The organism is Klebsiella sp. K47 (genome assembly GCF_051858335.1).
Taxonomy (GTDB): Bacteria; Pseudomonadota; Gammaproteobacteria; order Enterobacterales; family Enterobacteriaceae; genus Klebsiella; species Klebsiella pneumoniae.
In genome coordinates this window covers 45,345-58,098 of the sequence record NZ_JBPYUI010000027.1, presented here as the reverse complement: position 1 = coordinate 58,098, position 12,754 = coordinate 45,345, and the positions used below count along the sequence as shown (strand labels likewise).

The following is a 12,754-nucleotide window of genomic DNA, read 5'->3' as shown; positions in this document are numbered from 1 at the left end:
GTTGCCTTTGCACCGTCGGAGTGCAGCGGCATATACCTGTTTGTCAACGGAATGCCAGGAGGACGATTTCCTTCGGTCATCGCATTGCGTTATGTCCCCACAACAAAGCGCTATTAGCTTGCCACCTTCGCCCCCCTCTATGCTGGCTGATGTGTATTAACCTCCTTCGCCGCACACGGTGGATTATTCTGCGCCGCGTGTGGGTTTGCTGACCTTAGAACCAGGAACCGCAGCCTCATGCCTGATATAGCCGATCGTCTCAAAAATGTTACCGTCTCCGCCTCCGTCGCCATGACGCAAAAAGCACGCGATCTCGCCGCGCAGGGAATCGATGTCGTTGGTCTGTCTACCGGCGAACCGGACTTTCCCACTCCTCCTCACGTGATCGATGCCGCCTATGCCGCAGCATGCGCCGGGGATACCCGCTACCCGCCGACGGACGGCACGCCAGCGTTGCGTGCGGCCATCCAGCGCAAGTTCCTGCGCGACAATGAGCTACGCTACGATATCAGCCAGATCCTGACCGCTGGTGGCGCCCGACAGATTATCTTCAACGCTATGATGGCGACCATTAACCCCGGCGATGAGGTACTCATCCCCATGCCATCCTGGATTAGCTACGCCGACATCGTTAAATTCGCTGGCGGCACACCGGTGCCAGTACCCTGTCATGAAGAGTACGGTTTTAAACCACTGCCGCAGGACGTCGAAGCAGCGATCACGCCGAAGACCAAATGGCTGCTGCTGAATTATCCCAGCAATCCGACTGGATCGGTCGCCACCCATGCCGAACTCCTGGCACTCGGTGAGACGCTGTTGCGTCATCCGCATATCTGGATCATGACCGACGATATTTATGAGCATCTGTTGTATGACGGCGTGAAATTCTGGACCCTGGCACAGGTGGAGCCCCGGCTGTACGATCGCGTATTGACAGTGAACGGCGTCTCGAAAGCCTATTCAATGACCGGCTGGCGGCTGGGTTTTTGCGGTGGCCCATTGACGCTGATTAAGGCGATGAGCAACGTCAATACGCAAAACAGCGGCGGCGTGACGACCCTGGCACAAGCGGGGTCCGTCGCCGCACTGGATGGCCCACAGGATCTGCTGGCAGAACGGGCGGAAATCTATCGCCAGCGCCGCGATTACGTGCTTGAGCGTCTTGCCGGTATTCACGGTCTGCGATGCCATAAGCCGCAGGGGGCCTTCTATCTGTTCGTCAACATCGAGGCATTTATCGGAAAAACCAGCGCCAGCGGCCATTTTATCGCCAGCGACGCCGATTTTGTGATGGCGCTTATTGAGGAGCAGCACGTGGTGACGGTACAGGGGGCAGCCTACGGCATGAGCCCCTACTTCCGTCTTTCTTACGCCACCAGTATGGAACGCCTGCAAACCGGTTGCGATCGCCTCGCGGCCTTCTGCGCGGGGTGCCGTTAAGCTGTAGCGCGCAGACTGTACGCGCGAAGCAGAGTGAAATGCCTGCCTGGCGTCTGACCCGGCAGGCATTTTTTATCGTTCCAGAGGGGCGCCGGGATGGATTCATACCTGGCGGGATGGCCAATGGGTTTTGACTGACCGTGGGTCCGAGAGCGCATAGCGTAAAGGGAGAACAGGTAGTGGTCAGGGGCGCGATTTGCCCCCCTCGTGACGGGAAAAGGCTTTACTGCGCCAGCACCTCCGCCGCGGATGCTACCGTCGCACCGCAGGCTTCAATCTCACTACGAACCAGCGTCGCCAGCGCCAGAGAGCCCGGGGTATCGCTATGGACCAGGATCGAACGCGCACGTATCGGCAGGGTATTGCCGCTAAAAGTGGTCACCGTTCCCTGCTGGAGAAACTGACGTACTCTGGCGCGCACCGCCGCTTCTTCTTTGATTAGCGAACCGGCAATACCGCGCGGGACAAGTTGTCCGCGATCGTCGTAGGCCCGGTCGGCGAGAAACAGCGTCAGCGTCGGCAATCCGGCAGCCTGCGCCGCTCGTTCAATGATAGTATCCGGCTGGCAGAAGATAATCAGTTGCGAATCGATCCGGGCGACGGCCTGCATCACCTGCAGCGCCAGCGCATCGTCACGGTTAATCATATTGCCCATTGCCGCGTGAAAACTCAGGTGAACTACCCGGGTCCCCTCGGCGCGGGCAATGGCAGAGAGCGCGCCAAGCTGATATACCACCTGCTGGCAGATCTCATCGGCAGAGAACGCCATCTCTTTGCGCCCGAAGCCCTGGCGATCCGGCAGACCGGGGTGGGCTCCAATCCCCACGCCGCGCACTTTCGCCAGGCGTACCATCCGCGTCATGATCGCCGGATCCCCCGCGTGAAAACCGCAGGCGATGTTGGCAGAAGAGACCTTATCCATTAGCGCTGAATCATCACATAGCTGATAGACGCCAAAACCTTCTCCCATATCAGAGTTCACATCAATTTTCATGCTGAGTTCCTTATAAACCAACGACCTTGACCAGCGGCGCTATGCTGACGCGCAAACGCTGCAGCCAACGTTCAATTTCCTGCCGCACGGCGATGGCGGTGGACGTATCGGCCTGTACCAGTTGAATTGACTGCCCCGCCTGGAGCTGGCCCAGACGCCAGAGATCTTCTTCAATCACGCAGGCAATTTTGGGATAGCCTCCCGCGGTGTTGGCATCGCTTAACTGGATAATCGGTTCGCCGGCTGGCGGAACCTGTACGATGCCCGGTATCAGGCCATAGGAGCGCATTTCAACCGTTTCGGCTGGCAGGATAGGCTCTCCCGCCAGGCGATAGCCGGTTCGGTTGCTGTGCTGCGAAATTTTCCACGCCTGGCTCCAGAACCGCGATGCATCAGCGGCAAACAACGGATACTCGCCAGCGGGTATAGCTCGGATCTGGACATCGCCCTGTGCGTTGCGCGGGAAAAAGGCGTTTAAGGCCACTTCCGGCGGCTCAATGCCAATCCCGGAATCCGGGAGTGGCGCCCCCTGCCAGGGACCACAGGACAGCACGTCGCCGCGCTGTAGTTGCCGCCCCTCGAGTCCGCCAAAACCGCCACGCAGGGCGGTACTGCGCGAGCCCAGAACCAGAGGGACATCAATACCCCCTGCCACGCATAAGTAGCCGCGTGCGCCGCGACGGGGAAAACGCAACTCAAGCACCTGGCCTTTACGTACCGCGCAGCCCCACCAGGCCGGTAGTTCATCGCCGTCGAGCCTTGCCCGGCAATCGGCGCCGGTGAGCGCGATCCAGCTGTCCGCCAGGAAACGCACGCGAAAGGGAAACATCTGAACTTCGATGGCCGCCGCATTCTCCTCGTTTCCCAGCAGGGTGTTACCGGCGCGCAGTGCCAGCGGATCCATCACCCCACTCACTGAGACGCCAAGATGACGCCACGCCGGACGGCCTAAATCCTGAATCGTATTTAGCGATCCGCTTTGTTCAATCTCAATCACAGTTCGACTCTCTCAGGCAGAAAACGGATGATATCGCCTGGCGCCATCAATGCAGGAATGGCGGCGTGGGGGTTGAATACCTCAATTTCCGCGTAGCCGATTGCATTCCAGCCGTTCGGTCCGGTCAACACCGACACCCCCGCTTGTGGACCGCCAATAGTGACCGTCCCTTTGAGCATATTCAGCGAAGGCACCTTTTTACGCGGCGTCGCCAGACGCGGATCCAGACCATGGAGATAGCCAAACCCCGGCGCACTGCCAAGCGCGACCACGGTATAGACCCCCTGCGAATGCCGACGAATAACTTCCCGGGCGGAAAAACCAGTATGCCGACATACCGCCTCGAGATCGGTGGCGTGTTCGCCACCGTAGCACACCGGGATATCAATCTGCCGCCCTTCGAGGTTGAGCGCCTGCGCGGACAGCCAGTACTCGTGTAACCGGCGCTCCACTGCCGTCGGTTCCTCCGGTGTGTCATGGAGCAATACCAGTAAATTGGTCACGCCGGGGATCAGGGATTCCACCGCCGGCCACTGTTGCAGGTTCTGCGCCATAGACCAGATACGGCGCTGTGCCGGAAGGTCAAAGGCACCCGGCGCTTCGATAAGCCAGGCCCGGCTGCCCATCATGGAAATCCGCGCCGGAGCGCTGGCATGAATTTCAACGCGGCGCTCGGGTAACAACGTTTTCGATGTCGGCGTCATACTTATTCCAGCGGTTCGAACGTAAGGCTGGACAACGGTTGTACCCGTTCTTCGCGGACCATTTTGTATTCGGTATTCGGTCCAATCCAGGTATTCCAGATCTTGTCGATCGTCCCGTCGTCATCCATTACCTTCAGGCTTTCATTGACGCTGGCCAGCAGTTGCGGTTCGCCCTGCTTCATCCCCACGCCTATAGGCTCTAGCGCCATCGGCTCTTTAATCATCGCCAGATTAATGCCGTCCTTTTTTGCCTGACCGATCATTTTGATACCGGTCATAGTGTTGGTGACGAAACCCAGCACCTTATTCTGTTCAAGGGCAAGGAACGCCGACGCCGCGTCCTGGAAGGTAACCGGTTTGCCGCCCTTCAGCACGATGGATTGTTCAGAGGTAGTGCCCTTGGTGGCGCTGATACGCTTGCCTTTAAAATCGGCAAGGGTTTTATCGGCATTCGCCTCTTTTACCAACAGCATCTCTTTCGCGACGTAGTAAGGGTCACTGAACTGAATCTGGCGGCCACGTGTTTTGGTATAGGCAAGGTTGGCGATCAGCACGTCGGCTCGCCCGGTGGCGATAATAGCAATACGCGCTTCCACGGAAGTAGGAACCAGCTGCGCCTTGACTCCCATCTGTTTTGCCAGCGCATGACAGAGTTCAACGTCCATCCCGACCAACTGGCGGGTTTTTGGATCCGGGGCAGAAAATGGCGGCACATCGGAATAGACCGCGCACTTCAGCTCACCGCGCGCATGAATATCCGCCAGCATGTCGGCGCGCGCGGCCCCGGACACTGCTACCAGCGTCAGAACCAGCGCTAAACCCGCATTTCGCTTCAGTTTCATTATTGTTTTCCTCGGTCTGGATAAAAGAGTACCGACACCCGGTAAAAGGTTTCCCGTTTCGCCGGTATGGCTAACCACTTATCGCGACTATATCGACATTGTTTCGGTGATGGGTAAGAGGGAAACGCTGTTGCGAGATAGGTGATTTATATGACGGCGCCGGCGCCGGGAGATAAGCAAAAGTTATCCTCACAGAACAAAATTATCTTATCTGCCTGCCCCGAGCGCCCTCTACTGTTACGCCATGCGCGACACCCACGCCGCGTCCCTCCGCGACCGTTAACCAAAGGTAGTCACATGAATGCCCGACTTGGGATTTATCTAAAAATACTCTCCGCGCTATGCGCTACATTAATGCTGGCCTGCGTCAAAGGATTGCAGGGGGCGATTCCCACCGGCGAGGTGATCTTCTTTCGCTCTTTTATTGCTATGTTTCCCCTGCTTATCTGGTTAAAAATTCAGGGCAACGTGCTGGCCAGTATCAAGACCAAAAATATTTTCGGCCATCTGATTCGCGGCTTTTCCGGTACCGGTGGGATGTACTTCAACTATCTGGCGCTGGTATCGATTTCTCTCGCCGACGCCACCGCACTGAGCTACGCTGCTCCGCTCTTAACCGTCATCATGGCGGCCCTGCTGCTGAAAGAGCGGGTACGTTTTTCCCGTTGGCTGGGGGTTATCGTCGGTTTTTCCGGCATTCTGTTTATGCTCTCCGCCAGTTTAACCGCCAGCGGTTCTCTGTTCGCTGGCGGCCATCTGCAGTCCGGGATGGCTCTCGGCGTCGCGTTCGCCCTGCTTGCCGCTCTTTGCACCGCCACCTCCAACATTCAGATCCGTTTTCTCAACGGCATTGAAAAACCTGGCGCCATCGTCTTTTACTTCTCGCTGATGACCACCCTGATTGGTCTGGCAACCAGCCTGTTCGGCTGGGTACGTCCTACGCCGAGTCAGTTGCTGTTGCTGGTGGGCTGCGGCTTCTTCGGCGGCATGGCACAGATTCTGGTCACGCTGAGCCTGCGGTTTACCGACGCTTCGCTACTGGCGCCGTTTGACTACACCACGCTGGTCTGGTCGATGGTCATCGGTTATCTGTTCTTAAACAGCCTGCCCGGTTCTTCAACGCTGATCGGCGCAGGGATCGTAGCGCTGGCGGGGATATTCACCCTGTGGTGTGACCAGCGGCAACGGCGGGCGCATATCGCGCGCGCCTCTTCCTGACGCTTTCTGACTCTACCTATGGCCCCGCGCCGACAACGCAGGGCTTTTCATCGCCACGCCTCAGGAATACAGCCCGCGGTCTTTACTTGCCTGTAGGATCCGTTCGCAGGCCAGGGCCCAGGCGGCGGTACGCAGGGGGATTGCCAGCGCCTGCGCTTTTTGCCAGACGCTTTCGATAGCGTGGCGCATAATGGTATCCAGCCGAGCGTCGATCTCCTCTTCGCTCCAGAAAAGGCTGGAGAGATCCTGCACCCACTCGAAATAGCTGACCGTTACCCCGCCGGCGTTGGCAATAACGTCTGGAACCAGCACGATCCCCCGCTCAGCCAGCACGTCGTCAGCCTCCGGCAGCGTAGGACCATTGGCACCCTCCAGAATGAGGCGGCAGCGCAGCCCAGCCGCGAGTTCCGCGCTAATTTGCCCCTCCAGGGCTGCCGGAATCAGTATCTCGTACTCGAGACGCCAGAAAGCCTCTTCCGTCACGTTATCGGCACCGGGGAAACCAGCTATTGTGCCGTGCTCCTGTTGCCACGCCTGCAGTGCCGGGATATCGAGCCCGTTATGCTGATACAACGTCGCACGATGATCCTGTACAGCCACCACCCGCGCGCCAGCAGCATGAAACAGCCCGGCGCTGACGCTACCCACATTGCCAAAACCCTGCACCGCAACCCGGCTTTGCGCCACGGGGAGTCCCATTTTTTCCGCAATGTGACAGCCGGTGATAAACACGCCGCGCCCGGTCGCCTGTACCCGCCCCAGCGATCCGCCGAGGTGGACCGGTTTCCCCGTCACCACGCCGGTCGCGGCTGTTCCGGCGTTGCGTGACCAGGTATCCATCATCCAGGCCATGACCTGGGCGTTAGTGCCGACGTCCGGCGCCGGAATATCCTGCCGAGGGCCGATTACTCTGCTGATTTCACAAGTGTAGCGCCGGGTCAAACGCTCCAGCTCTCTGTCGGATAGCGTCGACGGGTCGACGCGCACACCGCCTTTCGCCCCGCCGAACGGCAGATTGAGCGCCGCGCATTTCACGGTCATCCACGCCGCCAGCGCCATCACCTCCTGCAGGCTGACGTCGGGGTGATAGCGCACGCCCCCTTTGCCGGGTCCGCGAGAGAGATTATGCTGAACCCGAAAGCCTTCAAAATGGCGAATCGTCCCGTCATCCATTTCCAGAGGAACATCGACAATCAGCGCCCTTTCCGGGTGGCGCAGAGTATTGGCCCAGCGATTGAGATCGCCGGGCAGCGGCAGAACGCGTTCCACCTGGGAGAGATATATAGCCCAGGCACAATGGCTCTCACCCGTCACATAAGAGAGTGCAGACACAACTTACCTCCGGTTTTCCTGTAGTGATATTGATAGCGATAAATGAAGAAAGCCGCCCGGAGGCGGCTTTGGGGCTAAGTTCAGCGATTGAGCTCCAGTTTCTTTTCCAGATAATGGATGTTGCAGCCGCCAGCGCGAAAATGGTCATCCGCCATGATCCGCCGCTGTAGTTCAGCGTTGGTTTTGATGCCATCGATCACCAGTTCGCTCAGGGCATGTTCCATTCTCGCAATGGCCTCATTCCGGCTGTCGCCGATGACGATCAATTTGCCAATCATTGAGTCGTAGTACGGTGGGACGCAGTAACCTGCGTAGATATGAGATTCCCAGCGTACGCCGAAGCCACCTGGCGCATGAAAACGGGTAATTTTGCCGGGGCTGGGCATGAAGGTATGTGGGTCTTCGGCGTTAATACGGCATTCAATTGCATGACCGCGTAGGCTCACCTGCTGCTGGCTGATGGAGAGAGGCAATCCGGAGGCAATCCTCAACTGCTCTTTAATCAGGTCAATGCCGGTGATCATTTCCGTCACCGGATGCTCCACCTGAATGCGGGTATTCATTTCGATAAAATAAAACTCACCCTGCTGATAGAGAAATTCAAAGGTACCGGCACCGCGATAGCCGATGTCCAGACAGGCTTTGGCACAGCGCTCGCCGATAGCCTGGCGGATTTCCGCGGTGATCCCCGGCGCAGGGGCCTCCTCCACCACCTTCTGGTGGCGACGCTGCATTGAGCAATCGCGTTCGGCAAGATATATCGCCTGCCCTTGCCCATCGGCCAGAATCTGGATTTCGATATGGCGTGGATTCTCCAGATACTTTTCCATGTAGACCATATCATTGTTGAACGCTGCCTTTGCCTCGGCGCGCGTCATGTCAATGGCCTGCGCCAGCTCTTTCTCTTCGCGAACAACCCGCATCCCGCGCCCACCGCCGCCTCCGGAGGCTTTGACGATAATCGGGTAACCGATCCCGGCTGCCAGCCGGCGATTCTTCTCATGGTTATCGTCCAGCGGGCCATCGGAACCCGGTACGCACGGTACTCCAGCTTGCTTCATTGCCTGAATAGCCGAGACCTTATCCCCCATCAGGCGAATGGTTTCCGCTTTCGGGCCGATAAACACAAATCCTGAGCGTTCCACCTGTTCGGCAAAATCCGCATTTTCTGCGAGAAAACCGTAACCGGGATGAATGGCCGCCGCGCCCGTCACTTCAGCTGCCGAAATTACCGCCGGAATATTGAGATAGCTTTTGGCGGATGACGGAGGACCAATACAGACGCTTTCATCGGCCAGCAGCACGTGTTTTAACTCGCGGTCGGCAGTAGAGTGAACGGCTACCGAGCGGATGTTAAGCTCCCGGCAGGCGCGCAGAATACGCAGCGCGATTTCGCCACGATTGGCAATCACGATTTTGTCCAGCATGAGATCCCCTATTCAATCACTATCAGCGGCTGGTCGAATTCAACCGGTTGACCATCAGTAGCCAGAATCGCTTTAACGATCCCGCTGTTCTCTGCCGAGATTTGATTCATCATCTTCATCGCTTCGACGATGCACAGGGTATCGCCAATATTAACCTGCTGACCCACAGCCACAAATGGCGCCGCACCGGGTCCCGGAGAGAGATAAAAGGTTCCTACCATCGGGGATGACATGATGTGCTCCGTCGCAGGGTCAGATGCGATAGCCCTGGCCTGTGCGGCCTGAATCGGAATATCCAACTGCGGCTGGACGACGGCCGCGGATACGGCGGACGACCCAACCGCCGTGGGGCTGGAGATGGCGCGGCTGATACGCACGGAGCTTGCCCCTTCGGCAATTTCCAGTTCGCCAATGCCGGAGGCTTCAACCAGAGCGATCAATTTTTCAATGCTGGCAATATCCATAATTTTCGGGTTCCGCAGAAATAGGAAATGATGTACCCGATTGCGCAATCAGCGGTGATGCAGTTATAGCAGAGCTGGTGGGCGATATTTCATAGGAAGTTCAGGTGGTGGGATAAGAAAATATGAGGGTCAAACTGGTAATGAACGAATCCCTTGCTATCTGGGTTATCGCCTGAAGTAAAGGAATCAACTGTAAAACTGAAAATCTCATACGGTAAGGCTGTTTTGAGGGAGCAGTGAACGTCGTTATCACGAAATATGTTTTGAAGATCATAGGCTCAAAAACGCCGGGATTATCCGTGGCTCATAGCCCCGTTAAGAAAGTGGCTCGTCTTAATAATATTTTATATCCAGCCCTCCCTCTTCAAACCGTTAATCCAGTAATTTCATCTCCAGCGCCCGGCTCATCGCTTGAGTGCGGCTATTCACTTTAAGCTTCGCGTAGATGTTTTTGATGTGCCATTTGACCGTCTCGGCAGAAATAGCGAGGGAGCGAGCAATTTCTTTATTCATCTGACCTTCAGCGATCAGTTGTAATATCTGAAATTCTCGCTCGCTGAGTTCCCCATGAATATCGGGGCTTCCACTATTAAACGGTGTTCCATCTGCAGGCGCGCGCTTGCCGGCCCAGGGTTCATGGACTATCCCTTCCTCAGTACAAGCCGAAGAGGTTTCATTCATACCGGCAAGCAAAGGTTGCAAGGTATCGCCAGCTTCAAGAAAGAGGCCTTTGAGATGCTGTTGTTCAGCCAGCTGCACGACTGGCTGAAATGTCGTGCGCGCAGCGGCAGTTTTGCCACTGTTCCACAAGGCCAATGACCAGAGCGTACGCAGACGCGCTGCGGTTAACCTGTCCCCCCGGTTTTCCTGATCAGGGACCATATCAGCCAGGAGAATACAGGCTTGCGGCGCCTGGCCTCTGGCGAGAAGAAGGCGACAGTGGCTAAGGGATGCAGACAGAGCGATAGCGCGTTGACAGGGATGTTCGGCATCCATTCTGAAGCTGGCGGCCATTTGTTCAAGTTGTCGCTGCAGTTGCTCTGCGCCTGTGACATTGCCGCGCTGCAGCCGCACCCTCACCTGCTCGGCTAACATCATGGCCTGGAGCCGTTGCCAGCCGCGAGACACGGCAAGACGCTGCGCATGCTCCAGCAATCGCTCGGCCTCATACGGCATATTGCCATCCAGGGCCTGACGCGCGAGATAGGTATAGCAACGACTCAGCGCATCGGGTGGACTGAATCGGTCGATGAATTCGAGCCGGTCGGCTAACAGATGCTCGGGCGAGTCGCCACTCTGACATTCATAGGCTATCTCCGCCAGCAGCGGCGCCAGCGTCGCGCCACTGGTCGACTGGGTACCGGTATAACATTCAGCCTGGCGCAACGTTTTCTCTGCGTACCACCCGGCTTTCCCCAGATCGCCCTGACAAAGATGGCACTGGGCAATGATAAAAGCGCGATAAACCGAGACAAACAGATTATCTAAAGGACTTTCCGGAGAGGGCATATGCTGTTGAACCTCCAGCGCATCGTGATAGCGCTGGTTAACAACATGGCAATAGCTGAGAATATTGCATATCAGACCATCAACCCAGGTGTCGCCGCAGGGCACTTCGGCCAGCAACGGCTGAACAATAGCCAGACTCTCCGGGATGTTTTCCGCAAAGGCTTCGCAAATTGCCCGCACAACCCGCAATTTACACCAGGTGCTGCGGGTTAAATCCTCACGATGATGAAGTACCATCTGATCGAGGTTATCAAGCAGCTGCCTCGACTCATCAAAGTGGAAATAATGCGCCAGTGCCCAGGCCAGATTAATTTGCAGGTCAATGCGCGAAGGATCGGTACTGGGCGGTAAATGATGCATCCATGAAATCAGGGTATCGATATCCCCTTCTTCCGCCAGTGACTGAGCGCTTGCGCCGTCCTGTACGGGGCTATGCACCGGCTTGCCTGCGCTGAGCGCATGGCGTACCGCTTCAGACCACAGCTTCTGTTCGACGAACCAATGACTGGCTAATTCATGTAGCTGTTTGCGATCAATATCGTTGTTCTGCTGCAGCATGGTCCGAAGATTTTCCTGCAACAGAGGATGGTAGCGGAACCAGTAGCCTTGTTCGTCAAGGGCTGACAAAAAAAGGTTGTGTCGCTCAATCCATGTCAGCATCGCTTTACTATCATCTCGTCCTGTCACTGCGTTGCATAATTCGGCATTTAACCGACTGAGGAAGGACGTTTTTACCAGGAAATCGAGAACCTCTTCCGGCAGCGGATCCAGTACCACCTCTTTCAGATAGCGGGCAATGGACCGTGTTCCTCCATGCATATTGCGCAACAGATGCTCGGGATCATGCTGTAATTCTGCGGACAATGAAGCGATCTTCATCCCTGCAATCCAGCCCTCTGTCACGGACTGTAGCCGCTGTGCATGGTGGTTGCTGAGGGGTAGCGCAACCGTGCGGCTAAAATAGTGTTTTGTTTCTTCGAGCGTGAATTGCAGGTCTCGATCATAGATTTCCACCAGTTGGTCCTGGGCCTGCAGCTGGCTCAGCGCAAGATTCGGGTGGAAACGGCTGCCAATGATCAGATGCAAGGCGGCAGGCGCATGCTTGATTAAATACCCCACGGCTTCATAGACCCCACGATCGTTAATCACGTGGAAGTCGTCGATGATCAGGTATACGTCATGCGGGCAGTAGTGTAGCTGGTTAATGAGCCCGGCCAGCAGTTGCTCGGAGCTGGAGAGCTTCTGTTCTTCCATGTCACGCCAGAAATCGGCGTCCCAGTCAGCATAGAGTGGACGCAATGCTTGCAGCAGATAAGGAATAAACTGCCATACGTCATCATCATCCTCATCGAGGCTCAGCCAGGCGATACGTTCCCCCTGGGCGACCATCTGCTGATGCCATTGCGCCAACAGCGTGGTTTTGCCAAATCCAGCGCCGGCGCAGACGACGCCCAGCCGGCACTGCTGAACGGGATTAAGAAGCTGAAGAAGCCGGGGGCGCTCCAGCAATTGTATCGAGGAGCGAGGCGGGACGAATTTGGTCAGGATTAACGGCAAGCCTCGCGTCAGCCGCAATGGCCCGGAGACCAGTGAGGGTGATTGGCGACCTTCTAAATCCAATGGCTTCATCCGGGGTGTCTACTCGTTTTGTTTTTTTTTCAATTGTACGCCAGCCACCGGGATGACATGGGGCAGGCAAACTTTATGGCTACACAAAATTTAGAAAGTTTGACCTCAAGCATGAAAACCCCCACCTACCCCCCCCATGAAGGTGGCTTCGCACTCTCTTTAACCGCTCGTAGATTCATTGCATGGGTGTGGCCAGGG

The 12,754-nt window shown here is 56.7% G+C and carries 10 protein-coding genes; 2 read left to right on the top strand and 8 right to left on the bottom strand.

Annotated features, from left to right (window positions below):
- Nucleotides 1-237: 237 nt before the first annotated feature.
- Entirely contained in the window at nucleotides 238-1,440 is a 1,203-nt protein-coding gene (locus tag RRF55_RS22165; protein WP_040226171.1) for a pyridoxal phosphate-dependent aminotransferase, read from the top strand.
- Nucleotides 1,441-1,663: 223 nt separating this feature from the next.
- Here RRF55_RS22165 and RRF55_RS22160 read toward each other — a convergent pair whose 3' ends face one another.
- From RRF55_RS22160 to RRF55_RS22145, 4 genes are read right to left on the bottom strand one after another with little or no spacing between them, the layout of a single operon-like run.
- On the bottom strand, nucleotides 1,664-2,434 hold the full coding sequence (locus RRF55_RS22160) for a 5-oxoprolinase subunit PxpA (protein WP_130974946.1): 771 nt from the start codon (nucleotides 2,432-2,434) through the stop codon (nucleotides 1,664-1,666).
- Between the two features lie 10 nt (nucleotides 2,435-2,444).
- Nucleotides 2,445-3,431, bottom strand: coding sequence for a biotin-dependent carboxyltransferase family protein (locus tag RRF55_RS22155; RefSeq protein ID WP_021312347.1), 987 nt, complete (start codon nucleotides 3,429-3,431; stop codon nucleotides 2,445-2,447).
- Complete coding sequence (pxpB, locus tag RRF55_RS22150; RefSeq protein ID WP_016529972.1) at nucleotides 3,428-4,135, bottom strand: 5-oxoprolinase subunit PxpB; 708 nt, start codon at nucleotides 4,133-4,135, stop codon at nucleotides 3,428-3,430. Before pxpB ends, RRF55_RS22155 begins: the two co-directional genes overlap by 4 nt.
- 2 nt (nucleotides 4,136-4,137) lie before the next feature.
- Complete coding sequence (locus tag RRF55_RS22145) at nucleotides 4,138-4,977, bottom strand: ABC transporter substrate-binding protein (RefSeq protein WP_004222836.1); 840 nt, start codon at nucleotides 4,975-4,977, stop codon at nucleotides 4,138-4,140.
- 297 nt (nucleotides 4,978-5,274) lie between these two features.
- Here RRF55_RS22145 and RRF55_RS22140 point away from each other — a divergent pair, with 297 nt between their 5' ends.
- Complete coding sequence (locus tag RRF55_RS22140) at nucleotides 5,275-6,195, top strand: DMT family transporter (protein ID WP_032438736.1); 921 nt, start codon at nucleotides 5,275-5,277, stop codon at nucleotides 6,193-6,195.
- A 60-nt stretch (nucleotides 6,196-6,255) separates the two neighbouring features.
- Here the strand turns inward: RRF55_RS22140 and RRF55_RS22135 are convergent, their stop codons facing one another.
- The 4 genes from RRF55_RS22135 to RRF55_RS22120 all read right to left on the bottom strand — a co-directional run bounded on the left by RRF55_RS22135 (nucleotide 6,256) and on the right by RRF55_RS22120 (nucleotide 12,556).
- Complete coding sequence (locus RRF55_RS22135; protein ID WP_004222831.1) at nucleotides 6,256-7,527, bottom strand: Glu/Leu/Phe/Val family dehydrogenase; 1,272 nt, start codon at nucleotides 7,525-7,527, stop codon at nucleotides 6,256-6,258.
- A gap of 80 nt (nucleotides 7,528-7,607) precedes the next feature.
- A complete protein-coding gene (gene accC / locus RRF55_RS22130) occupies nucleotides 7,608-8,954 on the bottom strand; it encodes an acetyl-CoA carboxylase biotin carboxylase subunit (protein ID WP_004222829.1) in 1,347 nt (448 codons plus the stop codon).
- A gap of 8 nt (nucleotides 8,955-8,962) precedes the next feature.
- Nucleotides 8,963-9,418: an acetyl-CoA carboxylase biotin carboxyl carrier protein gene (accB, locus tag RRF55_RS22125; protein ID WP_004222825.1), complete on the bottom strand. Its 456-nt coding sequence runs from the start codon at nucleotides 9,416-9,418 to the stop codon at nucleotides 8,963-8,965.
- Between the two features lie 372 nt (nucleotides 9,419-9,790).
- Nucleotides 9,791-12,556, bottom strand: a complete 2,766-nt coding sequence (locus RRF55_RS22120) for a LuxR C-terminal-related transcriptional regulator (RefSeq protein ID WP_004222823.1) — start codon at nucleotides 12,554-12,556, stop codon at nucleotides 9,791-9,793.
- Nucleotides 12,557-12,754: the final 198 nt, after the last annotated feature.